The sequence below is a fragment of the Rhodococcus sp. DMU2021 genome, from assembly GCF_019641445.1.
GTDB lineage: Bacteria > Actinomycetota > Actinomycetes > Mycobacteriales > Mycobacteriaceae > Rhodococcus > Rhodococcus pyridinivorans.
The window spans coordinates 1-24732 of the sequence record NZ_JAIFKB010000011.1; the positions used below are offsets into that span (position 1 = coordinate 1).

General features: G+C 67.7%; 24 protein-coding genes and 2 pseudogenes. 10 read left to right on the top strand and 16 right to left on the bottom strand.

What is annotated here, in order from left to right:
- Window positions 1-142: 142 nt before the first annotated feature.
- The 3 genes and pseudogenes from K3M35_RS15715 to K3M35_RS15725 all read right to left on the bottom strand — a co-directional run.
- Window positions 143-433, bottom strand: a pseudogene (locus tag K3M35_RS15715) (cytosine permease); the annotation flags it as partial.
- Window positions 434-573: 140 nt separating this feature from the next.
- Window positions 574-1008 (bottom strand): annotated as a pseudogene (locus tag K3M35_RS15720) (GntR family transcriptional regulator); the annotation flags it as partial.
- 102 nt (window positions 1009-1110) lie between these two features.
- Window positions 1111-2286, bottom strand: coding sequence for an RNA polymerase sigma factor (locus K3M35_RS15725; protein ID WP_121208772.1), 1176 nt, complete (start codon window positions 2284-2286; stop codon window positions 1111-1113).
- A 165-nt stretch (window positions 2287-2451) separates the two neighbouring features.
- Between K3M35_RS15725 and K3M35_RS15730 the strand changes: the two genes are divergently transcribed.
- On the top strand, window positions 2452-3339 hold the full coding sequence (locus tag K3M35_RS15730; protein ID WP_024103050.1) for an oxidoreductase: 888 nt from the start codon (window positions 2452-2454) through the stop codon (window positions 3337-3339).
- Between the two features lie 29 nt (window positions 3340-3368).
- On the opposite strand, the gene K3M35_RS15735 is transcribed toward K3M35_RS15730, so the two are convergent.
- From K3M35_RS15735 to K3M35_RS15745, 3 genes are all read right to left on the bottom strand, one after another.
- Window positions 3369-5669 (bottom strand): RNA helicase, encoded by a 2301-nt coding sequence (locus K3M35_RS15735; RefSeq protein ID WP_220666663.1) that lies wholly within the window; start codon window positions 5667-5669, stop codon window positions 3369-3371.
- A gap of 76 nt (window positions 5670-5745) precedes the next feature.
- Complete coding sequence (locus K3M35_RS15740) at window positions 5746-6168, bottom strand: organic hydroperoxide resistance protein (RefSeq protein ID WP_006551727.1); 423 nt, start codon at window positions 6166-6168, stop codon at window positions 5746-5748.
- On the bottom strand, window positions 6165-6629 hold the full coding sequence (locus K3M35_RS15745) for a MarR family winged helix-turn-helix transcriptional regulator (protein WP_064255932.1): 465 nt from the start codon (window positions 6627-6629) through the stop codon (window positions 6165-6167). Before K3M35_RS15745 ends, K3M35_RS15740 begins: the two co-directional genes overlap by 4 nt.
- Before the next feature lie 150 nt (window positions 6630-6779).
- Here K3M35_RS15745 and K3M35_RS15750 point away from each other — a divergent pair, with 150 nt between their 5' ends.
- Window positions 6780-9209, top strand: a complete 2430-nt coding sequence (locus tag K3M35_RS15750) for an ATP-dependent Clp protease ATP-binding subunit (protein WP_220666664.1) — start codon at window positions 6780-6782, stop codon at window positions 9207-9209.
- 64 nt (window positions 9210-9273) lie between these two features.
- Here the strand turns inward: K3M35_RS15750 and K3M35_RS15755 are convergent, their stop codons facing one another.
- A complete protein-coding gene (locus K3M35_RS15755) occupies window positions 9274-10608 on the bottom strand; it encodes a phosphotransferase (protein WP_259444115.1) in 1335 nt (444 codons plus the stop codon).
- 56 nt (window positions 10609-10664) lie between these two features.
- The gene (gene treS / locus K3M35_RS15760) at window positions 10665-12488 is read right to left on the bottom strand and encodes a maltose alpha-D-glucosyltransferase (protein ID WP_220666666.1); all 1824 of its coding nucleotides are present in this window, start codon (window positions 12486-12488) and stop codon (window positions 10665-10667) included.
- 125 nt (window positions 12489-12613) lie between these two features.
- Between treS and K3M35_RS15765 the strand changes: the two genes are divergently transcribed.
- Window positions 12614-13798, top strand: a complete 1185-nt coding sequence (locus tag K3M35_RS15765) for an acyl-CoA dehydrogenase family protein (RefSeq protein ID WP_183079167.1) — start codon at window positions 12614-12616, stop codon at window positions 13796-13798.
- Window positions 13799-13946: 148 nt separating this feature from the next.
- Window positions 13947-14126, top strand: coding sequence for an ANTAR domain-containing protein (locus tag K3M35_RS26190; protein ID WP_228044897.1), 180 nt, complete (start codon window positions 13947-13949; stop codon window positions 14124-14126).
- On the opposite strand, the gene K3M35_RS15775 is transcribed toward K3M35_RS26190, so the two are convergent.
- Together K3M35_RS15775 and K3M35_RS15780 are read right to left on the bottom strand one after the other, a co-directional pair.
- The gene (locus tag K3M35_RS15775) at window positions 14068-14529 is read right to left on the bottom strand and encodes a PPOX class F420-dependent oxidoreductase (protein WP_006551722.1); all 462 of its coding nucleotides are present in this window, start codon (window positions 14527-14529) and stop codon (window positions 14068-14070) included. The genes K3M35_RS26190 and K3M35_RS15775 overlap by 59 nt on opposite strands.
- A gap of 23 nt (window positions 14530-14552) precedes the next feature.
- On the bottom strand, window positions 14553-14957 hold the full coding sequence (locus tag K3M35_RS15780; protein WP_024103059.1) for an SRPBCC family protein: 405 nt from the start codon (window positions 14955-14957) through the stop codon (window positions 14553-14555).
- Window positions 14958-15056: 99 nt separating this feature from the next.
- Between K3M35_RS15780 and K3M35_RS26920 the strand changes: the two genes are divergently transcribed.
- The 3 genes from K3M35_RS26920 to K3M35_RS15795 all read left to right on the top strand — a co-directional run bounded on the left by K3M35_RS26920 (window position 15057) and on the right by K3M35_RS15795 (window position 17566).
- A complete protein-coding gene (locus K3M35_RS26920; protein ID WP_220666725.1) occupies window positions 15057-15269 on the top strand; it encodes a GPR1/FUN34/YaaH family transporter in 213 nt (70 codons plus the stop codon).
- A 233-nt stretch (window positions 15270-15502) separates the two neighbouring features.
- Window positions 15503-16600: a 3-deoxy-7-phosphoheptulonate synthase gene (locus K3M35_RS15790; protein ID WP_220666667.1), complete on the top strand. Its 1098-nt coding sequence runs from the start codon at window positions 15503-15505 to the stop codon at window positions 16598-16600.
- Between the two features lie 81 nt (window positions 16601-16681).
- Window positions 16682-17566: a glycosyltransferase family 2 protein gene (locus K3M35_RS15795; RefSeq protein ID WP_220666668.1), complete on the top strand. Its 885-nt coding sequence runs from the start codon at window positions 16682-16684 to the stop codon at window positions 17564-17566.
- 65 nt (window positions 17567-17631) lie between these two features.
- Here K3M35_RS15795 and thpD read toward each other — a convergent pair whose 3' ends face one another.
- The 3 genes from thpD to K3M35_RS15810 all read right to left on the bottom strand — a co-directional run bounded on the left by thpD (window position 17632) and on the right by K3M35_RS15810 (window position 20914).
- Window positions 17632-18522: an ectoine hydroxylase gene (thpD, locus tag K3M35_RS15800; RefSeq protein ID WP_220666669.1), complete on the bottom strand. Its 891-nt coding sequence runs from the start codon at window positions 18520-18522 to the stop codon at window positions 17632-17634.
- 193 nt (window positions 18523-18715) lie between these two features.
- Window positions 18716-19720: an AraC family transcriptional regulator gene (locus K3M35_RS15805; protein WP_220666670.1), complete on the bottom strand. Its 1005-nt coding sequence runs from the start codon at window positions 19718-19720 to the stop codon at window positions 18716-18718.
- The gene (locus tag K3M35_RS15810) at window positions 19721-20914 is read right to left on the bottom strand and encodes a pyridoxal phosphate-dependent aminotransferase (RefSeq protein WP_220666671.1); all 1194 of its coding nucleotides are present in this window, start codon (window positions 20912-20914) and stop codon (window positions 19721-19723) included. It lies immediately after the preceding gene.
- Window positions 20915-21026: 112 nt separating this feature from the next.
- On the opposite strand from K3M35_RS15810, the gene K3M35_RS15815 reads away from it, so the two are divergent.
- The gene (locus tag K3M35_RS15815) at window positions 21027-21611 is read left to right on the top strand and encodes a carboxymuconolactone decarboxylase family protein (protein ID WP_220666672.1); all 585 of its coding nucleotides are present in this window, start codon (window positions 21027-21029) and stop codon (window positions 21609-21611) included.
- A gap of 3 nt (window positions 21612-21614) precedes the next feature.
- On the opposite strand, the gene K3M35_RS15820 is transcribed toward K3M35_RS15815, so the two are convergent.
- Complete coding sequence (locus K3M35_RS15820; protein ID WP_220666673.1) at window positions 21615-22541, bottom strand: sigma-70 family RNA polymerase sigma factor; 927 nt, start codon at window positions 22539-22541, stop codon at window positions 21615-21617.
- 102 nt (window positions 22542-22643) lie between these two features.
- Here K3M35_RS15820 and K3M35_RS15825 point away from each other — a divergent pair, with 102 nt between their 5' ends.
- Both K3M35_RS15825 and K3M35_RS15830 read left to right on the top strand, forming a co-directional pair.
- Window positions 22644-23285: a GyrI-like domain-containing protein gene (locus K3M35_RS15825; protein WP_220666674.1), complete on the top strand. Its 642-nt coding sequence runs from the start codon at window positions 22644-22646 to the stop codon at window positions 23283-23285.
- Window positions 23285-23779 (top strand): NUDIX domain-containing protein, encoded by a 495-nt coding sequence (locus K3M35_RS15830; RefSeq protein WP_220666675.1) that lies wholly within the window; start codon window positions 23285-23287, stop codon window positions 23777-23779. The genes K3M35_RS15825 and K3M35_RS15830 overlap by 1 nt, the downstream gene beginning before the upstream one ends.
- Before the next feature lie 194 nt (window positions 23780-23973).
- Here K3M35_RS15830 and K3M35_RS15835 read toward each other — a convergent pair whose 3' ends face one another.
- Window positions 23974-24387 carry a DUF302 domain-containing protein gene (locus K3M35_RS15835; RefSeq protein WP_006551709.1) on the bottom strand — a complete coding sequence of 138 codons (414 nt, stop codon included), beginning with the start codon at window positions 24385-24387 and terminating at the stop codon, window positions 23974-23976.
- Between the two features lie 33 nt (window positions 24388-24420).
- On the bottom strand, window positions 24421-24690 hold the full coding sequence (locus K3M35_RS15840; protein ID WP_220666676.1) for a metal-sensitive transcriptional regulator: 270 nt from the start codon (window positions 24688-24690) through the stop codon (window positions 24421-24423).
- Window positions 24691-24732 lie beyond the last annotated feature (42 nt).

Here is a 24732-nt window from a genome sequence, read left to right on the forward strand (position 1 = left end):
GAGCAATCATGGAGAACCGGCGAACGCAGCGCCGGCGATCCCTCATGCCTTCATCCGACAACGCAGCCACCTACGACTTATCCGCAGGTCAGCCTAGCCAGACGAAAGTTTGAGGCTAGTGCCTTCCGGCGGTCTCGGGGGCCGACACCTTGACGACGAGATTGCAGAAGAAGTAGACGATCGTGATGCCCACGAGCAGGGCCACGAGGACCTGCCAGCTGGCCAGACCGAGAGCGAACAGGCTTCCGGCGGTGACGTACCCGCCCACGCTGTGGACGTCGGACATCCAGAACGCGAAGATGTTGTACGAACCCCACCGCTGGTTCTTCAGCGGGGCGAGGTCGTCGTTGGTCAACCGCGGGTCGTATCCGGTCGCGGGCGGCGGGGCTGCGGCGGGGACGTTGCCGGCGCTCGGTGTCAGCACTTCGGTCATGCCTGCTCCTGTGCGAGGGGGAGCCGCCCGTGTCCCGGTGCGAGCCCGGTGGGCGGAGTCGAATCGATCGACGGAACATCAACGGCGGTGGTGAATTCCGATGTGCAGACCGTAATGGAGCGATATTGCCGGAGAGTTACCCGGCTCTCGCGGTGATAGCCACGCGAGTCGCCTTCCTGCACAGCGCATTCGAGAAGACGGTGCGACTCTTCGGCGCGCCGGTCGTCCTCCTCGGTGGCGTTGCGCACGGCCGCCGTGAGCGACGCCGATTCGAGAGTCTCACGGACTGAATACATCTCGCGCAGCTCCGCGATCGTCAGCTGGGCGACGATGTATCCATGGTTCTGCCGGTGGGTCACGAGACCTTCGCCGATGAGGGTCTCGAGTGCTTCCCGGACCGGGATGCGACTCACCCCGAACAGCTCCGTGACCTCCCCGACGGGGATCGGTGTGCCCGGGGGTGCGGCTCCGGAGAGGAAGGCGCGGCGCAACTCTTCGAGGATCACGTCCTGCGGGCGGCCCGGTACGTCGACGCGGAGCTCGTCCAGCAACGCGGATCTACGGCGTGGTGCCACGACCGGGTCCTCCTTCGTCCCCGGAATGCGAGTGCTCGACTCCGCGAAGGTAGTCCCGTCGTGTTACGTCCTCGTCTCCGCCGTGTGACGGGGATGCCCACCTCATACCCCGCCGCGCGGAGGGAAGGTCGGCAGCGTCGGCATCGGCCGCGGTGAGGTGGGCGTCCCCGTGGTGGGGCGAGGCGTCCCGGTGTTCGGCGTGTCGCTCTCCTCGGTGTCCCGGCGCGGGCGGTCCTCGTCCGGCTCGGTCCCGCGACCCGGCCCGCCGCGCCTGGTGAAGCCACCGACGGTCGATGTCGCCGTGGTGGCGGAAGCGGCGGTGGATTCCGCAGCGGGCTCGGCGGTCGCTGCCGAGGTGGGGGTCACCACCGGTGCCTCGAACTCGGGTTCCCCCGTCGTCGTCTCCGCGGGCTCGGTGGGCGTGGTCTCGGTCGTCGCTGCGGTCGTGCTCGTCGCCACCGGCGACCCGATGTCGAGCGTCGGCTCGGCCGCAGGACGCAGGACCTGCCGCTCGACGGGCTCGGCCTGCGGGAACACGAACAACGCACCGACGCCCAGCACCGCGAACACCGCCACCGACGCCGCGATGACGGGAACGGTGCGCTTCGCCCGACGATCGCGACGGGGGAAGCCCTCCCGGTCCAGCGGTTCGAGCCGGCGCCCGAGATCGAGCAGTTCCGCCTCCGAGGGCTGCACCGTGAGCAGCCGTCCACGCAGGTGCGCGGGCAGAGGGGTGAAGGGGAGAAGCGAGAACGTTCCGAGCGCATTCGGCACGCGGGGCACCGCACGGTCGACGAAGTCCTGCGCATGGGCGAGGACATGTCCCTCGCCGGCGGAACCGAGCAACGCCTCGATCTCGTGGAACGAGAAGTGATGCCGGACCATCAGGTCGACGACCTCGCGCGCGGTGCCGTCGAGCAGGTGGACCGCCTCACGGACGTCGAGCACGTCGGAAGCGGCCTGATAGGCGGGGTCGGCCGCGGGGAGATATTCGAGGGCGGAGCCGGTGCGCTCGAGCACGCGGATGCATTCGGCACGGACCACGGCGTAGAGCCAGGCCCGCAGGAGACTCTCGTCGCGCAGCGACCGGATCCGCGCGGTCGCCGTCCAGACCGCGTCGTACACCACGTCCGAGGCCGATGACACGGCGACGAAGCCGCACGCGTACGCGTACAGGCCGGGGGCGAAACGGTCGAAGACCGCTGCCGTGGCGTCCGGCTCCCCGTTCCGCAACGCTGCGGCGAGTTCGCGGTCCGGACGTCCGGGGTGGTGCCCCATCGATGGAACCTCCCTGTCGTGCATGCGCCCCCGCGCGCCTGCGGTCGTGAGTTCCGGGGAAGTCTACGAGCAGGTGCGCCCCACGGCGAGGATGCGATCCATCGGGACCGTCGACGCCGGAAACGGGAGTGTCGCCACGCGGCGCGCGTCCGTAGGGTGGCGGGCATGGGGTGGACCACGAACGATATTCCGGATCTGTCGGGACGCACGATGATCGTGACGGGGGCCAACAGCGGACTCGGTGCAGAGACCGCCCGGGCGCTGGCGCACGCCGGTGCCGAGGTGGTGCTCGCGTGCCGCGATGTCGCCAAGGGTGAGTCGGTCGCGGCCGATCTCGGCGACCGCGCCACCGTGCGCCGTCTGGACCTGGCGGATCTCTCGTCGATCCGTGCGTTCGCCGACGAGGTGCGTGCCGAGCACGAGCGTATCGACGTCCTGGTCAACAACGCCGGCGTCATGGCGGTACCGCTGCGGCGGACGGCCGACGGTTTCGAGATGCAGATCGGTACCAATCACTTCGGCCACTTCGCGCTCACCGGGTTGCTGCTCGACCGCATCACCGACCGGGTGGTGACGGTCAGCAGCACGATGCACCGCATCGGCAGCATCGATCTCGACGACATCGATTGGGAACGTCGCCGCTACGAGCGGTGGCTCGCCTACGGGCAGTCGAAGCTCGCGAACCTGTTGTTCGCGTACGAACTGCAGCGACGCCTGACCGCAGCCGGATCGAGCGTGAGTTCGCTTGCCGCGCATCCGGGTTATTCGTCGACGAATCTGCAGTACCGCAGCGAGTCCTGGCACGGGAAGATCGTCGAACTCGTCACCCCGATCATCGGGCAGTCCCCGCAGCAGGGTGCGCTCCCGACGCTCTACGCGGCGACCTCACCGAATGCGGAGCCGGGTGGCTACTACGGGCCGGATTCCTTCTTCGAGATGCGCGGCCGGCCGAAGCGGGTGCAGTCCACCTCGCGGTCACGCGACGAGATCCTGGCGCGGAGGTTGTGGGAACTGTCGGAGCGGGTGTGCTCCGTCGAGTACTCGATGCCCTAGATCTTTCGATACCGTAGATCCTGCAGTTCTCAGGTCAGGGTGAACGAGACCGGCGGCAGATCGTCGCGTCGGCACAGTCCGGTCTGATCCACGAGGTCGAGGGTGCGCAGATAACGCCGGACCAGATCGCCTGCCGAGAGCCCCGCATCCGATGCGGTGCGCAGGGCGGCGGCGAGTCCGTCCCCGCGTGCCCAGCGGTGGATCGCGGCGACGGCGATGGGATCCGGATCCGGCCCCACTTCCAGGCCGAGACGCTCTTCGCGTCCGGCGAGTTCGCTCCACAGCCGTGAGGTGGCGCGCAGCGCCTCGTCGATCGCCGGGGTGGTGCGTCCCGGGACTCCGACGGTGCGGCGCCGGGTCTCGCCCAGAGCGCTCGAGGCGACGGCGGCGAGCTCGGCCGGTGTCAGCCCCGACCACGCGCCCGTCCGCACGCATTCGGCGACGAGAAGGTCGTTCGCGCAGTAGATCCGGCCCAGACGACGACCGTCGTCGGTGACGTAGGCCGACCCGCCCATCGGGTCGCGGAGCAGATAACCCCGCTCCTCGAGCAGATCCAGTGTGCGATCGAAGGTCTCGACGAGGCGTCCGGTGACCGTGTCGATCTGCGACCGCATCCGTTCGGTGTCGCCGTGCACCGCGGCGCGTCGCGCAGAGAGGGCGAGGAGGCGCTCCCTATCGCCGCGTCGATGCGCAGGATGCGACCGCACCGCCCGTGCCAGCGACGTCACCAGCTCGGCCGAACCGGAGCGTCGTGCCTCGGCGAGCCGGTCGCACAGGTGCCGGTACTCGGTGAAGCCCTCGGCGTCCCCGAGTTCGGTGTCGAGATCACGCAGCGCCGTCGTGTTCGCGCGGACGGCGTCGGTGAGCGCCGCGACGGATCGTTCGGCCTGGAACTGGGCGAACGAGCGTCGCAGGAACTCGCGGGAGCCGGGGATGCCGCGACCGGCGACCAGGTTGACCGCGGTGTTGTAGCCGACGCGCAGCGAACTGTGGAGCGGGTACGAGCGTGCGCCGGCGAGGCCGGCGACGGTCGCGGGGGCGGCCTCGGGACTCCACAGCACGACGGCGTGGCCTTCGACATCGATGCCGCGCCGACCGGCGCGACCGGTGAGCTGGGTGTACTCGCCGGGGGAGAGGCGCACCGGTCCGTCGGCGGTGGGTTTGACGAGGCGTTCGAGGACGACGGTGCGCGCCGGCATGTTCACCCCCACGGCGAGGGTCTCAGTGGCGAACACGACCCGCACGAGACCGCGGGCGAACAACTCCTCGACGGTGTGACGGAAGGCCGGGATCAGACCGGCGTGGTGCGCGGCGAAACCGCGTTCGAGTCCTTCGAGCCACTCGGCGTGACCGACGGCGTCGAGATCTGCGGGCGGCAGCGCTGCGGTGTGCCGGTCGGCGACCGCGCGGATCTCGGCGACGTCGGCCGCCTCGGTGAGCCGAACCGACGATTCGAGGCATTCGGCGACGGCGCCGTCGCACCCGTTGCGGCTGAACCGGAACCAGATGGCCGGCAACAGTTGTTCGGCCTCGAGCCGGGCGACGACCTCGGGCAGGTCGGCACCGGCCGGTCCGGGTGCTCCGCGCGCACGTCGCCGTCGTCGTCCACGGCCGGTCGCGGGGCCGGGCGCGGCCTCGACGAGCTGGCGGTGGGCGATGTACCGCTCGAGGGTCTCGTCGACGGTGCCGGACGGGGACAACAGGTCGAACAGCCGCCCGCCGGCGAGCATGTGCTGGGTGAGCGGGACGGGCCGGGTCTCCTCGACGACGACCGCGAGGTCGCCACGGACGCCGCGCAGCCAGCCGCCGAACTCCTCGGCGTTGCTCACCGTGGCCGACAGGCTGGTCAGCCGCACGTCATCGGGAAGGGAGAGGATCGCTTCCTCCCACACCGCACCGCGCTCGCGGTCGGCGAGATAGTGCACCTCGTCCATGACGACGTGGGTGAGTCCGTGCAGGAGCGGGGAGCCGCCGTGCAGCATGCTGCGCAGCACTTCGGTGGTCATGACGACCACGGGCGCGCGCGGGTCCAGCGAGATGTCGCCGGTGAGCAGACCGACGCGGTCGTCGCCGAAGCGACGCGACAGGTCGAAGTACTTCTGGTTGCTCAGCGCCTTGATGGGGGTGGTGTAGAAGCAGCGTCCGCCCGCTGCGAGCGCGAGACGGGCGGCGAATTCACCGACGACGGTCTTGCCCGCCCCGGTGGGGGCGCACACCAGGACGTCGCGGTCGTCCTCGAGGGCGCGGCAGGCCTCGACCTGGAAGTCGTCGAGGGGGAAATCGAGTTCGGTCGCGAACAGCGCGAGTTGCGACCGGTCCTGCGTGCGCACGTGTCCACGCTACGGGTCGGCGCGGACATGTGCGCAGCGCAGGGTGACTCAGTCCTCCGTCACCTTCGAGGGTGACTCAGTCCTCCGTCACCTCGAGGGTGACGTCGATGTTGCCGCGGGTCGCGTTGGAGTACGGGCACACCTGATGGGCCTTCTCGGTGAGCTCGAGCGCCTGCTCGCGGGGGAGGTTCGGAAGAGTCACCTCGAGGGTGACGGCGAGACCGAATCCGCCGCCGTCGGTCGGGCCGATGCCGACGCGGGCGCCGACCGCGGAGTCGCTGACGTCTGCCTTCTCCTGTCGGGCGATCATCTGCAGTGCCGAGTGGAAGCACGCGGCGTACCCGGCGGCGAAGAGTTGTTCGGGGTTGGTGCCCTTGCCGCTGCCGCCCATCTCGGTGGGGATGGACAGGTCGAGGTCGAGCTTGCCGTCGCTGGTGCGGGCGTGGCCGTCGCGGCCTGCTCCGGTGGCGAGTGCTTCGGCGGTGTAGATGATGTTCACGATGTCCTGCCTTTCTTCGAGAGTGCGCCGGGTGCTTCCTGCAACGCGGCGGTCAGGCGGTGGAGCGTCTCGCGCAGCGCGACCAGTTCGTCGACGTCGAACCGGCTGTCCCGCGTCACGCAGCCGGGGATGTCCGTGGCCTCTGTCCGGAGTGCATCTCCCGATTCGGTGAGGTGGACGACGACACGACGTTCGTCGGTCTGCTGCCGGCGTCGTTCGACGTATCCGGCGGCCTCGAGCCGTTTGAGCAGGGGAGAGAGTGTGCCTGTGTCGAGATCGAGCGAGTCGCACAGATCCTGCACGCCTCGCGCATCGCGTTCCCACAGCGCCAGGAGGACCAGGTACTGCGGGTAGGTGATGCCCAGCCGATCGAGATGTGGCCGATATGCGGCCGTGATGGTGCGGGAGGCGCGGTAGAGCGCGAAGCACACCTGCTGGTCGAGTTCGAGTGGAGACGGCACGGGAATGAATGTAGCGCACCGTTTTGTTGTACACAACATTAATGGCCACAACTCGATAGGTGTTCCGGATCACTTCCATGTGGGAATTGAGAGCGCTCTGGGCACGTTAGTTGAGTGAGAATGGCTCAAGTTCGACAGAAAGGCTTCGGAATGCCGGCATTCTTCGGGCCTGGTGGCCCCGGCCGAATGGACATCACACGTTTCATGAGCCGCGGTACCCAGGACCTCCTCGCCCACGCAGCGCGCTACGCCACCGACCGTGGTGACGCGGAACTCGACGTGCTCCACCTCCTCCGCGCGATGGCGGAGCAGGATCCGTCCCGCACGGTCATGACGCGCGCCGGAGCCGACCCCGCCGACGTCGCTGCCGCCGTCGACCAGCGGCTGCCGCAGAGCCGCCCCGGTGAGGCCGTCTCCGCACCCGCACTGACCGGTGCCGTGAAGACCGCACTCCTCGAAGCGCACCAGCTCTCGCGTGCGCTCGGCTCCACCTACATCGACCCCGAGCACCTGTTCTTCACGCTCGCGGCCGACCAGACCCGCGCTCCCGGACGCCTGCTGGCGTCCCTGGGCGTGACCCCGCAGGCGTTGCAGACCGCACTGCAGCCCACCCCCGCAGCTCCCGCCGCGGAGGAGACCCCGACGCCGACGCTCGACAAATTCGGCGTCGACCTCACCGAGCGGGCGCGCGGCGGCGGCATCGACCCCGTCATCGGCCGTACCGACGAGATCGAGCAGACGATCGAGATCCTCGCGCGACGCACCAAGAACAACCCGGTGCTCGTCGGTGAGGCCGGCGTCGGCAAGACCGCCATCGTCGAAGGACTCGCCCAGCGCATCGTCGACGGGGACGTCCCGGACATCCTGCAGGACAAGCGGATCGTCCAGCTCGACCTGACGGCGATGGTCGCCGGAACCCGATACCGGGGCGACTTCGAGGAACGTCTCACCACAGCGCTCGACGAGATCACCGCCCAGCAGGGCAAGCTCATCGTCTTCATCGACGAGATCCACACCGTCGTCGGTGCAGGCGCCGGCAGCGAGGGCGCGATGGACGCGGCGAACATCCTCAAGCCGAAGCTCGCCCGCGGTGAACTGCATGTCGTCGGTGCGACCACCCTCGACGAGTACCGCAAGCACATCGAGAAGGATCCGGCGCTCGAACGCCGTTTCCAGCCCGTCACGGTCGACGAGCCGGCACGCGACGACGCCGTCGCGATCCTGAAGGGTCTCGCCGATCGGTACGCCGAGTTCCACAAGGTCCGGTACACCGACGAAGCGCTCGAAGCGGCCGTCGACCTGTCGATGCGGTACCTGCCCGACCGGCACCTGCCGGACAAGGCGATCGACCTCGTCGACCAGGCCGGTGCACGACTGCGCCTGCGGGTGCCGCGCACCGACGTGACCGAACTGCGTTCGAGGCTGGACGAACTCGAAGCGGAGAAGGATCGCGCCGTCGAGGCCGAACAGTACGAGGATGCCTCGCGCATCCGCGACGAGATCCTTCGCGTCCAGGCTCGGATCGACGGTGGCGACAGCGAGGGCAACGGAGAGGGAACTCCGACCGTCGACCCGGAGCTGATCGCCGAGATCGTCTCGCGGGCCACCGGAGTCCCCGCATCGCGGATGACCCGCGCCGAGAAGGAGAGGCTGCGCACTCTCGAGGACGAGCTGCACAAGCGCGTCGTCGGACAGGACGAAGCCGTCCACGCCGTGGCACGTGCCGTGCGGCGCAGCCGCTCCGGCATGAGCGACCCGCGTCGTCCGGTGGGCAGCTTCCTGTTCCTCGGTCCCACCGGCGTCGGCAAGACCGAGCTCGCGAAGGCCCTCGCCGAGGTGCTCTTCGGTGACGAGCGCACCATGCTGCGCATCGATATGAGCGAGTTCGGCGAACGCCACACCGTGAGCCGTCTCGTCGGCGCCCCTCCCGGTTACGTCGGTTACGGCGAGGCCGGACAGCTCACCGAACAGGTGCGTCGCCACCCCTACTCGGTGGTGCTGCTCGACGAGATCGAGAAGGCGCACCCGGACGTGTTCAACACACTGCTGCAGGTCCTCGACGACGGTCGCCTCACTGACGGTGAGGGACGCACGGTGGACTTCACCAATACCGTCGTCATCATGACCAGCAACCTCGGTTCGGACATCATCTCGAGCCGCGGAGGCGCGCTCGGCTTCACCACCGGTGACGCCGAGGCGGCCGAGAAGCCGCTGCGTGACCGGGTCATGGGACGGCTGCGCGAATCGATGCGGCCGGAGTTCCTCAACCGCATCGACGAGATCGTGATGTTCCGCAAGCTCGACGACGACCAGCTGCACCGGATCACCGAGCTGCTGCTCGACGACAGCCGGAAGCGGCTGCAGAGCAGGGGGATCGACCTCGAGTTCACCGCCGACGCGGTGGCGTGGATCGCCCGCAACGGTCACCAGCCCGAGTTCGGTGCCCGTCCGTTGCGCCGCTCGATCTCCCGGGTGGTCGACGACCGCATCGCCGACATGCTGCTCGACGACGTGCTCGCCGAGGGCAACCGGGTCACGGCGGACGTCGTCGAGGACGAACTGCTGCTCCAGGTGAGCTGACCCGCACGACGAGGAAGGGGAGAGATGCCACGGCATCTCTCCCCTTCCCGCGTTCGGGGGGTGGTCAGCGGGCGGTGAGACGACGGATCGCCTCGAGCGGCAGATGAAGCCACGAGGGACGGTGCCGAGCCTCGTAGACCACCTCGTAGACCGCCTTGTCGAGCTCGTAACCACGCAGCAGGACGTCGGAGCCCCGTGGATCCGTGCCCGAGGCAGCTGCGTAGCCGTCGCAGAAGGCGGCACAGTTGCGTTCGGCCCACTCCCGGGCCCGGAACTCCCGCTGCGACTCCACCGCCGTGCCTTGTTCGGATTCACGGATCGAATGATGCGCGGCGTAGTCGAACGACCGCAGCATTCCCGCCACGTCCCGGAACGGACTGTCGGGCTTGCGGCGCTCCTCGAGCGACTTCGCGGGTTCGCCCTCGAAGTCGATGAGCAACCAGCGCTCGGGGGTACGCAGCACCTGCCCGAGATGCAGGTCGCCGTGGATGCGGTGCACCGGAACCTGACCCAGCGCCGCAACCTCATCGAACCGGGCCCGGACCGCGTCGGTGAGTTCGGCGAGCTCGGGGACCTCGGCCGCCGCACCCTCGAGCCGGCGGATCATGCCCTCGGCCAGTTCGGCGGCGGCGCGCTCGTCGGTGCCGAGCGCGGAGCCGAGATGGGCGTGCACATCCGCCACGGCCGCACCGATGCGATGGGATTCCCCGGCGAAGTCGGTGCCCACCTCGTCGGCGCGCAGGTCTCCTTCCAGGAGCAGGTCCCGGACACTGCCGAGTGCCATCGACCAGCCGTCGGCCGAGTTCGCCGCGAAGTCCTGCACCATCGCCAGCGTGGTGCGGACCCCGTCGACCTCCGCTTCGATCCATGCCCGGATCGGGGCGATCGACCGACATCCGTCCTCGCCGAGCGCGAGCGGCAGTTCGACGTCCGGATTGATGCCGAGCGTGAGCCGACGAAACATCTTGAGCAGCAACTTCTCTCCGAGGACCACGGAGGTGTTGGACTGCTCCGCGCTCAGCGCACGCCCACGCAGGCCCGGTTCGATGACCGCACCCGGCACGGTGTGGAGATCCACCGGGCCGGCGGGGGTGCCGCTCGCCAGATTGCGCGAATACCGGTCGAGGATCTCCTGATCGCGGAGGCCGTCGTAGACGTGCAGGCCGTGGTCGTGGGAGTCGTCGGGGCCGACCACGCTCCACGACTGCAGTTCCTCGGGGAGATGGGAACGGAAACCGAGGGGCACCTGATAGATCTGGTCCGCGGTCGAGTCGAACGAGACCTTCACGATCAGATGGTCGGCCCCGAAACCGGACTCCTCCACGAGCGGATTACGCAGGACGACACCGATCCCGGTGATGGTGTGGCCCTTGGCCGCGAACCATCGCTGGTGCGGCATCCATTCGCGCAGATCCTCGACGAGCCGTTCGTCCGGGTAGAGCTCGTTGTTGGTCGTCACGGCTGCACCGCCGCTTCCGCTTCGCTGCTCACCGGGTGTTCGCCCGGTCCCTCCTTGGACGGATCGGGTTGCAGCGCGAACCAGAAGAATCCGTGACCGGGCAGGGTGATCATGTAACCCTCCTCCGTGATCGTCGGGAACGGGACGGACCCGGTCAGCTCCACCGGGATCCACCCGGCGAAGCGCGACAGATCGAGGACGACCGCCTGCGGATAGCGCGACAGGTTGTTCACGCACAGGATGACGTCGCTGTAGTTGCGTTCCGGGCCGGGCAACATCTCGCGCAGATAGGACAGGATCGCGGGATTCGCGCTGCCGAGTTCGGTGAACGAGGCCTCACCGAAGGCCGGATGCTGCTTGCGGACCTGGATCATCCGCCGCGTCCAGTGCAACAGCGAGTTCGTCGAGTTCATCTGCGATTCGACGTTCACCGCCTGGTACCCGTAGGTGGGATCCATGATCACCGGCAGGTACAACCGGCCCGGATCGGCGCGGGAGAAGCCCGCGTTGCGGTCGGGGGTCCACTGCATCGGGGTCCGCACCGCGTCGCGGTCGCCGAGCCAGATGTTGTCGCCCATGCCGATCTCGTCGCCGTAGTACAGTACGGGGGAGCCCGGCAGGCTCAGCAACAGAGCGGTGAAGAGCTCGAGCTGGTTGCGGTCGTTCTCCAGCAACGGCGCCAGACGACGGCGGATGCCGATGTTCGCGCGCATCCGCGGGTCGGTGACGTACTCGGCGTACATGTAGTCGCGTTCCTCGTCCGTCACCATCTCGAGGGTCAGCTCGTCGTGATTGCGGAGGAAGATGCCCCACTGGGCGGTCTTCGGGATCGGCGGGGTCTGGGCGAGGATCTCCGAGATCGGGAAACGGTTCTGTCGCCGCACCGCCATGAAGATGCGCGGCATCAGCGGGAAGTGGAAAGCCATGTGGCACTCGTCGCCGATTTCGGGTTCGCCGAAGTACTCGACGACGTCGGTGGGCCACTGGTTCGCCTCCGCCAGCATCACCCGGCCGGGATATTCGGCATCCATCACCGCACGGCACTTCTTGAGGAAGGCGTGCGTCTCGGGGAGGTTCTCGCAGTTAGTCCCCTCACGCTCGAACAGATAGGGGACCGCGTCGAGGCGGAACCCGTCGATGCCGAGATCGAGCCAGAACCGCAGGACGTCGAGCATCGCGTCCTGTACTTCGGGGTTGTCGTAGTTCAGGTCGGGCTGGTGCGAGAAGAACCGGTGCCAGTAGTACTGCTTGCGCACCGGATCCCACGTCCAGTTGGACGTCTCGGTGTCGACGAAGATGATGCGGGCTTCCTGGTATCGGTCGTCGACATCCGACCACACGTAGAAGTCGCCGTACGGCCCGTCGGGGTCGCTCCGCGATTCCTGGAACCACGCGTGCGTGTCGGACGTGTGGTTCATGACGAGGTCGGTGATGACGCGGATACCGCGTTTGTGCGCCTCGTCGAGGAAGAGCACGAAATCTTCGACCGTGCCGAATTCCGGTAGCACCGACCGGAAGTCGCGGATGTCGTAGCCGCCGTCGCGGAGCGGTGAATCGTAGAAGGGCGGCAGCCAGATGCAGTCGGCGCCGAGCCATGCGATGTAGTCGAGTTTCTCGGTCAGCCCCCGTAGGTCGCCGGTGCCGTCGTTGTTCGAGTCGTTGAAAGCGCGGGCGAGAACCTCGTAGAACACCGCGGTCTTGAACCAGTCCGGGTCGACGGGCAGGCTGCGCGCATGGGCGAAATCCTCCGCCCGGCTCTCGACGAGATGACCGTCTTCGGTGTGTTCGTATTCGGGTACTCGGTCGGACGGATCCGGCATGGCACCTCCGTGCTCGTCGCGTCGCAGGATGGACTCGCCCCAGAATGCCCCGGCGGACGGATTTCCACACCCGGGCCGGACGGAACGCTATGTGAGTGCACGTGTGCGCCGATAGATTGGCGGGCATGACTGCGAACCGGCCCGAAGGGCGGGTGGCCGAGCTATGCACCCGCATGCGTTCGTTCATCGACGACGAGGTGATTCCTCTCGAACCCGTCCTGAGCCGTCACGACGACAAGGCCGCCGAGGCGCTCGTCGGGCTGAAGGCCAGGGCGAAGGAACTCGGGCTGTGGGCTCTGGGGCATCCCGAGGAGATGGGAGGGGGCGGGGTTCCCTTCCTCGACTTCGTCTACCTCAACGAGATCATCGGCCGCTCCGAGTACGGTCAGCTCGCGGTGGGATCGGTGTCCATGCAGGACGCCCTGATGATCCAGCGGCACGGCACCGCCGAACAACGCGAGCGCTGGATCCCAGGGCTCGTCTCCGGCGACATCCTGCCCTCTGTCGGCATGACCGAGCCGGAGGTGGCGGGATCCGACCCCGTGCTCGTGCAGACCACCGCCCGGCTCGAGAACGGCGAATGGGTGATCGACGGGCACAAGTGGTTCACCACCGGCGCCGCGCAGGCCGGCTACTGCACGGTCTTCGCCCGGACCGAACCCGAGTCGACTCCGCTGCACCGCAGCATCAGCGCGATCATCGTGCCCATCGACACCCCCGGACTCGAGATCGTGCGGGCGATCCCCACGATGGGGCACGACCCGAGCGATCACTACGAGGTGCGGTACGACGGTGCGCGCGTTCCCGAGGAGAACGTGCTCGGTGAACGCGGCAACGGCTTCGTCGTCGCGCAGGACCGGCTCGGGCCGGGACGGATCTTCCACTGCATGCGGTGGCTCGGCCAGGCCCAACGGGCCTTCGAACTCATGTGTGCGCGCGCCAACTCCCGCTTCGCCCACGGATCGCTGCTCGCCGAGAAGGGTGAGATCCAGCGCTACATCGCCGAATCCGCCGCCGACATCCAGGCCGCCCGTCTGATGACGCTGGACGCCGCGCGGGTGATGGATGCGGGGGAGGACGCCCGGGTCCGGATCGGGCTCATCAAGTTCCGCGGCGCGCAGATGCTGCACGATGTCGTCGACCGTGCGATCCAGGTGTACGGGGCGCTCGGTCTCACCGCCGACACGCCGCTCGAGGGGATGTACCGGCGGGCGCGCTACGCCCGTATCTACGACGGCCCCGACGAGGTGCACCGGATGTCCACGGCACGGCGGATGCTGCGCGACCCGGAACGCGTGCCGTGGCGGTAGACCGCCGGCCGCTCGTGACCAATGCGACCTGCTCTTCGCACTAGGGTTCTTCGGCACGCCGGGAGGTCGATGCAAGTATGTGGCGTGGCATCGGGGGAGGTCGGCAACAGGGAGCGGTCGAGCGGCGCGCGGTCCGAAGGGTGATCTCATGGAACGCTTCGCGGTGGGTGCCGACGATGCGTTCGTCCTGCTCCGGAAGTTGTCCGAGGAACGCAACGTGCCCCTGCGACGGATCGCGGGGCACGTGGTCGACGCGGGCGGTGAGGTATCTATGCCAGTTCGGGTGGGAAGCCTCCCGTGGCCACCGGGCTCCAGCGGGTCGGGGTGATCCGGATCAGCGACTTGCGCTGATCGCGCATGGCCTGCCGGTACTCGTCCCAGTCCGAATGTTCCCCGGCGATGTTGCGGAAGTACTCGACGAGCGGTTCGACGTCGTCGTGGGCATCGATCACCTCCGCGGTTCCGTCGACCTGCACCCACGCGTCGTTCCAGTCGTCGGACAGCACGACGACACCGACCTCGGGCCGGCTGCGGGCGTTGCGGGTCTTGGCGCGCCGGGGATAGGTCGCGATCACGATGCGTCCGCGGTCGTCGACGCCGCCGGTGACGGGGGAGGCCTGCGGTGTGCCGTCGTCGCGTTGCGTCATGAGGATCATTCGGTGCCGGGGCCGGACGAAGTCCAGCAGTTCCTGCAGGCCGACCGCGGTGTTGGTGGCGATCTTGCGGGCCATTCACGTTCTCCTGTTCCGAAGGGTCACGACTCGAGGAGCGCCGCGAGTCGCGCGAGGTCCTCTTCCACCATGCGCGTGTCGCGGTCGAACTCGTCGTCGGTCAGTTCGATCTGCCGGACGGTGAGGACGACTTCGGCACCGTCCGGATGGGGGAGTACCCGCATCGGGTTGTGCACCGTCGTACCCGACGGCAGTGTCACCTCGTGGTCGAGCACCCCGTAATCGTTGGCGCCGACGAACCGCACGGTGACCTCGCCCATCGGGGAGTCCGCGACGAGGGCGTCGCCGATCCGCCGCACCTCGCTTTGTGCCAGACCGGCCGCCCACTTCGGCAGGTTGTCGGGATCCGCGGCGAACTCGTAGACCCGGCGCGGTGGGCATCGGACGACCCGAGCGACATGGCGGCTGCGGACGACGTGCGTGCTCATGCTCGCCACATTAGAAGTTCGGGAGGTCGATCGCCGCCGGAATGTGGGAGTTCCTGAAGCGCAACGTCTTCGGAGCGACGGCGTTCAGCCGGTACCCGGATCGGCACGGCCCCCTTCGTCACCTTCTCGGTACTCCTCGCCGTCTTCGTCTTCGTCTTCCTCGCCCTCGGAGCGCTACTGGAGCAGGCCGGTCCGACGAGGGTCGGGGGTTATTTCGGGCTCGCCGCTGCCGCCGGCGCCTGGTACACCTCCGCTGCCGGGGTGCTGAGCACGACCTTCGGGCGTGTCGTCCTGCCCACGGGCCCACGCTGACGGGGCACCTCTTCGTTCCCGTGCGGGGGCGGTTTGACAGGCGCATCGGCCGTCCTGGTACAGTCCGGGGCTATGCAGCGTGCATATTTCTGGTTTAGCAGGCCGGCCCGGGGTGGGTCGGTCGGCGTGACCGCGCGCTGACTTCTTCACCTACGAGCCGGATCCAGACCGGCTCGTCGGAATCTCAGGTTCTCTCGGGTCGGAATCCGAACCACCGAGAACAGGAACCATCGATGAGCCCCAGCACCGGAACCGCGACCACCGGAATCTCCACGTCGAATCTCGACGAACAGCGCACCGTCAAGGTCAGCCCTCTCGTCGCACCTTCCGAGATCCGTGCCGAGTACGCACCCGACGCCGTCGTCGCAGCGACCGTCCGTTCGGGCCGCGCCGGCACCGTCGACATCCTGAACGGCACCGACGACCGTCTCGTCGTCGTGGTCGGCCCCTGCTCCGTGCACGACCCCGCCGCTGCGATGGACTACGCGCGCCGTCTGGCCGCCAAGGCCGAGGAGCTGCGCGACGACCTGCACGTCGTGATGCGTGTGTACTTCGAGAAGCCGCGCACCACGCTCGGGTGGAAGGGTCTGCTCAACGACCCGCACCTCGACGGCACCTTCGATATCAACACCGGTCTGCGCATCGGCCGTAAGCTGCTGCTCGACGTCTCCGGTCTCGGCCTGCCCGTCGGCTGCGAGTTCCTCGACCCGATCCTTCCGCAGTACTACGCCGACCTGGTCACCTACGGAGCCATCGGCGCCCGCACCGCCGCGAGTCAGGTTCACCGCCAGCTGTGCAGCGCGCTGTCCATGCCCGTCGGCATCAAGAACTCCACCGAAGGTGACGTGCAGGTCGCGGTCGACGGCACCCGTGCCGCAGCGGCCAGTCACGTCTTCCCCGGCACCGACCTCGACGGTCAGGCCGCGCTGATCGAGACCGTAGGCAACCCGGACTGCCACGTCATCCTGCGCGGTGGCAGCGCGGGGCCGAACTACGACGCCGAGACCGTGGCCGACACGATGGCCCGCCTGCGCAAGGCCGGTCTTCCCGAGCGTGTCGTCATCGACGCAAGCCACGGCAACAGCCGCAAGGACCACAACAAGCAGGTCGACGTCGTCACCGATGTCGCCGAGCGCATCGAGGCCGGCGAGAAGGGCATAGTCGGACTGATGCTCGAGAGCTTCATCGAGGCGGGACGTCAGGACCTGACCCTCGGCGAGGCCGACAAGCTCGACTACGGCAAGTCGATCACCGACGCGTGCATCGACTGGGACACCACCGTCGCGCAGCTCGACCGCCTCGCGCAGGCCGTGCGCACCCGTCGCGGCTGAACCGTCTGCGGCGCGAAGGGCCGGCGGAGTCGTCAGCGATGACGAACCGCCGGCCCTCGTCGGTTCGGTAGCGTCGTTTCCATGACTACGAACAGGTTGTCGATCGTCGTGCCGGCCCACAACGAGGAGCGTTACATCGCGAAATGCCTTGCGGTGCTGCTCGCCCAGAAGTCGGAGATCCACGAAATCCTGGTCGTTGACAACAATTCGACCGATCGCACCGCGCAGATCATCGAAGCCATTGCCGCCGGCGAGCCCCTCGTGCGACGGATCGTCGAGCCAAGACCGGGTGTCGCATTCGCGCGCAATGCCGGATACGACGCGGCCACAGGAGATCTCATCGGACGGATCGATGCGGACACGCGGGTTCGTCCCGATTGGGCGCACACCGTCCGCAGTTTTTTCGCCCGCGACGACACCGCCGAGGTGGGAGCGATCAGCGGACTCAGCAACTCCTACGATTCCCCCTACCGCAGGCTCAAACAGTGGTACATCGACAAACGGGTCGCGCAAGGAACATTCGGCGGGGAACGGCGGATCGACAATCTGCACGGCGCGAACATGGCACTGCGACGCTCGGCGTGGGAGCGTGTCCGGGACGTCGTCAGTACGGACCCGAGAATCCACGAGGATCTGGATCTGGCACTGTGTCTGCGTGAGGTGGACATCGAGATCGCCCAGCTGACCGATCTGTACGCCGACCTGTCGCCGCGTCGGGCCTACACCCCGCCCCGTGAGTACGCGGCCTATATCCAGTCGGGAATCGACACCTTCGAACTGCACGGCCGCCTGACGCCGGAGATCCTCAGGCTCATCCGTCTACAGTCACGTCTCCACGTCCTCGTGTATGCGGCATACCGGCCCTACGACCCCGATCTGGGCAGATTCACCCTCCGGCGAGCGATCTTCGGCTCCGGCGGACGTGCGATGCCGATCGACACGAAGGGCCGCACGCCGTCCCCCTGACGACGGGTGGCCGGGACGCCGCAGGACCGTCCCGGCCACCCGTCGTGGGATCTTCTCGCCTCAGGTCACCTCAGCGGCGTGAAATCGCGGCTGCCGAGATAGGGAGGACGCGGCCTCGAGGCGGCGAACGGCTCGACGAGCGTGTTCTCGACGCTGTTGAACACGACGAACAGATTCGAGCGCGGGAACGGAGTGATGTTCCCGTTGGAACCGTGCATGCAGTTCGAATCGAAGACCGTCGCCGACCCCGCCGGGCCGGTGAAGGTCGCGATACCGTGCTCGGCGGCCAAACGGGTGAGGGTGTCCTCGTCGGGCGAACCTGTCGGCGGAACGTGGGTGACCAGCGACTCCCGGTAGTAGTCGTCGGGCGTCTCACCGGCACACGAGACATACGTCTTGTGCGAACCCGGCATGATCATCAGACCGCCGTTGTAGCCGTAATTCTCGGTGAGGGCGATCGAGATGCTCAGAGCACGCGGCTTGGGCATGCCGTCCTCTGCGTGCCACGTCTCGAAGTCCGAATGCCAGTAGAACGGTCCACCGCGGAAGCCGGGCTTGACGTTGAGCCGCGACTGGTGGACGTACACCTCGGATCCCAGCAGTTGCCGTGCGATTCCGGCGATTTCGGACCTGCGGACGATCGAGTCCACAAGATCGCTGAGCCGGTGCACGTCGAAGACCGAGCGGACGTCGCCGCTGCCCTTTTCGCGGACCACACGGTCGTCGTCGCCGAGTTCCCGGCCGAGTCGTGAGGTCTCCTCCAGAAGGTTACCGACGTCATGGGCGGCGAGAAGTCCTTCGGCGGTGTGGAACCCGCGGCGGTCGTATTCGACCACGGCCTCGGCGTCGAGCGGCCCGCCGGCAGCCGAACCCCAGACGACGGGATCCCTCCTCTCGACGGACTCGCAGGCGGTGCGACCGCGGGTCGGATAGTCGTCGCGAACGGTCGTGCGCATAGCTCGTAGATCACCCTCTCGAAAGTCGATGACGGTTCGCTTCCGACGTTCCCACTGAAAATGCAGGAATGCAAGCCGGGCCCCGACATGTCCGCGTACCGACTCCTCGCCCATAACTCCTGGTCGAATCGAGTTTCGTTCCGGAACCGGCCGGGTATCCGGTGGCGTCGCGACGGTCGGCAGCCGGTGCGCGTCAGCGGTGCTCTCGGTATGCGCGAGGGGTGTTTCCGGTCCACCTCTTGAACGCACGGCGGAAGGCGCTCGGCTCGGAGAAACCGAGCCGGGACGACAGATCGTCGACCGCTTCACCGCGTCTCAGGCCCGCGATCGCGAGGTCGCGGAGGACCTCCTCGCGCAACTGCCCCAGCGACGTGCCCTCCTGGCGGAGCAGGCGTCGCAGATGGGGAGGGCTCACCGCGAGCCTGCCGGCGATGTCCTCGGCGGTCGCCGTCCGGCCGTCGATGCCCGATTCGAAGATCCGCCGCACCTGGGACGACACCGTCGACTCGTATTCACGTTCGGAGAGAATGAGATTCGGAGAATCCCGCAGGTACTCCTCGAGTGATTCCTCGGTCTGCACGAGTGGCGACTTCAGTGCAGCATTGTCGATCTCGAGCGCGGCCCGTCCCGCACCGAAGGTCACCGGCACGCCGAAGATCGCGTCGTAACTGCGGGCCAGGACGGGATCGGGTTCGGTGTACGGCAGGAACACCGACTCGAGGGGGACACGCCCACCCACCAGCCACGCGGCGAAGCGGTGCAGCAGCATGAGAAGGAAATCCACCACCACGCGGGTCTTGTCGTCCACGACCTCCGGCAGTTCCACGTCCAGGAAGGTGGTGGACGCACCCGGGGTCAGGCTCAACTGCGGCAGGGACCGGATGACATGGTTCACCTCGATCATCCGTTGCAGAGCGTGGTCGAGATCGGGTCGGTGGATGAGGGTCAGGCACATAACCCGGAAGGTGCCGCGGGGCACGGGAGCCGCTGCGATGCCGAAGAGTTCGTCGTCGGTGATCTGCCAGACCACCTGCGTGAAACGACTGACCTGGGCGGGCGTGAGCCGGGCATGGGGATGGGTGAGCACCGCGCGGCTGATGCGTGCTGCCTCGAGGGCCGGTTGCAGATCGATGCCCTCCTCGGCTCCCACCTGTACCGCTCGCGACACGAAGTCCGACGGGATGGTCGGTCGCAACATCTAGCGCGCCTCCTGCAATCCGTTCAGACGTGCCACCGCTTCGGTGAGCACCTCGTCCCGTTTGCAGAACGCGAAGCGCACCAGATGGTTCCATGACGCGGTGTCGTCCACGAAGACGCTCACCGGTACCGCGGCCACCCCGATGCGGCCCGGAAGTTCCCGGCAGAAGGCCACCGCGTCGGTCCGGCCGAGGGGTGTCAGATCGGCGCACACGAAATACGTTCCGGCGGAGTCGAACACATTCAGGCCGGCCTCGGAGAGTGCGTGGGACAGGAACGTTCGCTTGCGCTCGAGGTCGGCGCGCATCGACGCGATCCATTCCTGTTCGTGCGTCAACGCATGTGCGACCGCCGGTTGGAAGGGCGCCCCACCGACGAACGTCATGAACTGTTTCGCGGCGCGCACCCCGTCGATCAGCTCGCGCGGGCCCATCGCCCACCCGATCTTCCATCCGGTGACGTTGAAGGTCTTGGCGGCACTCGAGACCGTGATCGTCCGTTCGGCCATGCCGGGCAACGATGCGATCGGGATGTGCGTGCGGCCGTCGAAGACCAGATGCTCGTACACCTCGTCGGACAGCACCAGCAGTTCGCGTTCGCAGGCGAGCTCGGCCAGGGCGGTCAGCGCTTCACGGTCGTAGACGGTGCTGGTGGGATTGTGCGGGCTGTTGACGACCAGCATCCGTGTCCGGTCGGTGACGGCGGCGCGCAGGGCGTCGACGTCGAGCACGAAACCGTTCCCGGAACGGGCCAGCGGCACGGTCCGTCGCGTCGCGCCGGCGAGCGCCACCGAGGCCGCATACGAGTCGTAGTACGGCTCCGTGAGGAGCACCTCCTCTCCGGGTTCGACGAGCCCGAGGATGGCGGCGCTGATCGCCTCGGTGGCACCGACGGTGACGAGCACCTCGGATTCGGGGTCGTGGTGCAGGCCGTACCGTGCGGCGCGGTCGGCGGCGATCGCCTCGCGCAGGACCGGCATGCCGGACCCGGGCGGGTACTGGTTGACCCCCTCGGTGATGGCGCGGCGGGCGATCTCGAGCATTGCGGGCGGGCCGTCGACGTCGGGAAATCCCTGCCCGAGGTTGATCGCGCCGTGCCGGACGGCGAGTTCGGTCATCTCGGCGAAGATCGTCGAGGCGAACGGTCGTAACCGGGAGACCGTACGAACTCGTCCCGAAGTCGTCGAATCAGCCATTCCTGCAGCGTAGCGCCCGCGGTGTCACATCCGTGAGGTCTGCCTCGTCTCCATGATGTAGGCCACCTCGAACCGGCGGAGTATCCGTCGGTCGCACCGGAAGGACACCGTCATGGCACGACTCGAAGCCGTCGCTCCCGACCGCACCGGTCCGATGACCCGTGCGATGTATGCGCTCGCCCGCCGCAGGTTCGGTTCGGTCCCCGAACCCTTCGCGGTGGCCGCGCACCATCCGCGGTTGGTGCGTACGAGCGGAGTCCACGAGATGCTCGCCCAACGCGCCTCCACCGTCCTGCCCGCCGCGGTCCGGGAGATCGCCGTCTACCGCGTGGCGTGGACCGTCGGATGCTCGTGGTGCATCGACTTCGGGACGATGCTGCAGCGACTGGACGGACTCGACACCGAACGACTCGCCCACATCGCCGAGTACGAGACCTCCGATCTCTACAGCGACGACGAGAAAGCCGCGATCGCCTATGCCGATGCGATGACCGGCGACGTGGCGAAGGAGGTCACCGACGAACAGGTCGCCGACCTCGAGCGTCGTTTCGGGCCGGCGGGCGTCGTCGAACTCACCTATCAGATCGCGCTCGAGAACATGCGTGCGCGCATGAACTCGGCGCTGGGCATCCACGATCAGGGATTCAGCACGGACGCCTGCCGGGTACCCTGGGCCGACGAAGCCGGGAACGCGTGACGCCTAGTCGAAGATGCTGTCGGGCAGGAGCACTCCGCGTCCGAGCTTCTCGGGGTTCGCGATGTCGTAGGCCGCCCAGATCCGTCCGTCCCGCACGGTCCACGCCGTTACGCGCGGAGGGAAGCCCGGCCGACCGTCCTCGGCCGGGCGACCGCGGTTCAACAGACCCATCTCGCCGTTGACGAGGACCGGTTCGAAGGCCGTCAACGCCTCGGCTCCGTAGAGCCGCAGCAGTCCGAGGATGAACCGCGCGACCTTCTCGGCTCCGACCACGACGTTCAGCGCCGTACGGGTCGTGCCGCCGGCGTCGCCGATCATGCGGGCGTCGGGATGGAGCGCGGCGACGACGGCGTCGAGGTCGGCGCCCGCGAAGGCCGCGACGAGCCGCCCGACGACCTCCTCGTGTTCGGCCGGTGAACTCGGCGGTGGAACGGCCGAGACCGTACGGCGGGCGCGGGAGGCCAGCTGGCGGGCGGTCGGGGTGGCGACGCCGAGGATGCGGGCGATGTCGTCGAACGAGATGTCGAACGCGTCGTGGAGCACGAACGCCACGCGCTGTGCCGGTGTCAGGCTGTCGAGGACGACGAGCGCGGCCAGGCGGTTGTCCTCGTCGCGCACGATCTCGTCGAGCGGGTCCGGGGGAGCGAGGGAGCCGAGGGGCGCCACGACGGGTTCGGGCAGCCACTGGCCCACGTAGGTCTCGCGGCGCACCGCGGCCGAGCGCAGTCTGTCGAGGCACAACCGTCCTACGACTGTCGTCAGCCAGGCACGCAGGTCGCGCACCTCGGAGACATCCGCGCCCACGAGTCGCAGCCATGCGTCCTGCACGGCGTCCTCGGCGTCGGCGATGCTGCCGGTGAGGCGGTACGCCACCGACAGCAGGTGGGTGCGGTTCTCCTCGAATGTCTTCTGGGTGCTCTCGTCGAGCATGGGGACGATGCTAGACGCGATCGGCTGCGGGGCGAAGGGGTGTCGATCGCGCGTACGGATGCTGTCGGGCGCCTATTCTCGTCCTCGAACGGAAGGGGCGCCGTGGACAAATACGACATCAAGCGTGAGCACCGCGAGCTGTACTCGTGCTCGGCCGAGGATTTCGCCGAGGTGCACGCTCCCGAGTTCGACTACCTCGCCGTGGACGGCAAGGGTGATCCGAACGGTTCCGAGGAGTACGCCGATGCCGTCGAGGCCCTCTACTCGGTGGCGTACACCCTGAAGTTCACCTCCAAGAAGGAACTCGGGCGGGATTTCGTCGTCGGACCTCTCGAAGGCCTGTGGTGGAGTGAGGAAATGACCACCTTCCTCACGCGGGACAAGGACTCCTGGTCGTGGCGCATGCTCATCGCGCAGCCGCCCTGGATCACCGACGACATGATGAACGACGCGATCGAGACGGCGGGCGACAAGGCCCGGGCGAAGAAGAATCCGCTCCCGTCCCTGCCGCGTGTGCGGCCGTTCCGGCTGGCGGAGGGCAGGGCGCTGCAGATCCTGCACGTCGGGCCGTACGACGACGAAGGCCCCGTCCTGCAGTGCCTGCACACGCAGGTGATGCCCGAACGAGGGGTGACGTTCGCCGGCGACCACCACGAGATCTATCTGTCCGACCCTCGCCGCACGGCCCCCGAGAAGCTGAAAACCATCCTGCGTCAACCTGTCGCAGGCATACAGGAGCAATGATGGCCGTCACCAGCGCAGGTCTGATGTTCTACCGCGTCGACGACACCGGTCTGCTCAGCGTGTGGCTCGTCCACCCCGGCGGCCCGTTCTGGAAGGGGAAGGACGAAGCGGCCTGGTCGGTGCCGAAGGGGGAGTACGGGCCGGAGGAGGACCCCCGGGAGGTCGCCCTGCGCGAGTTCACCGAGGAGTGCGGGGTCGAACCGCCGGACGTGCCGCTGTCGTTGCTCGGTCGCTACCGGCAGTCGTCCGGCAAGATCGTCAGCATCTACGCAGGAGAGACGACGGACGAGCTGGACTTCGTCGAAAGCAACAAGTGCGAGGTCGAATGGCCGCCGAAGTCCGGTAAGCGGATCACGATCCCGGAGGTCGACGATGCGCGCTGGATCGTCGCGGCGGATGCCGAGACGAAACTGCACAAGGGGCAGCGGCCGGTGCTGGAAGCGCTGCGTATGCGATTGGACGAAGAAGGCCGGTACTACCGCGTCGAGCCGTAGTCCGGCAGCACCATCGGAACGAGGAACTGCCGGGCGGAAGAACTCTCGGCCGTCGCCCTGAGGACTTCCGAACGACCTGCGCGACTTCATGGAACACGCCCGGCAACTTCCGTCCTGGTCCGACCCGGCGGAACTCGAGACGGCCGGCGAAGGCCGGCACAGCTCTGTGCCGGCCTTCATGGTTTCTGTCGCCTTCAGTTCTTCGGTACGTCCGCCTTCAGCGAATCGATTGCGGCCTGCAGGGCGGTGGTGGCGTCGTCGGCGACCTCCGCGAGTCCCGGTTGATCGGCGACCTGCACCATCATCTGCGGGTTCATCGCGTCGACCACGACCGTTTCCGGGTTGTTCGGATCGGTGCGGACCACGACGTTGCAGGGGAGCAGGAGCCCGATCTGCCTGTCGACCGTCACTGCGCGGTGTGCCAGTGGCGGATTGCATGCCCCGAGGATCACGTAGTCCTCCATGTCCTCGCCGAGCTTCGCCTTCAGGGTGGCCTTCATGTCGATCTCGGTGAGCACGCCGAATCCCTGCTCGGACAGCGCCTTACGGGTGCGTTCGACCGCGTCGGGGAACGAGGTGTGCAGGGTGGTCGAGAGTGCGAGTGTCATGGGTGTCCTGCTTTCTCTCGGAAGGGGGAGGGGTCAGGCCAGGGTGAGGAAGAGCTTCTCGAGTTCGACCTCGGTCATCGGTTCCTTGCCGTCCTCGGCATTGCCGTTCATGCATTCTTTCAGCCCGCTCGCCACGATCTTGAAACCGGCGCGGTCCAGCGCGCGCGACACGGCTGCAAGCTGAGTGACGACGTCCTTGCAGTCCCGGCCCTGTTCGATCATCGCGATCACTCCGCCGAGCTGACCCTGTGCGCGGCGCAGTCGGTTGAGTACCAATGCGATGCTGTCTTCGTCGCCGACCATGGAGGCGTCCTTTCCTAGTTCTGCAGACCAGTGTACCCCCGG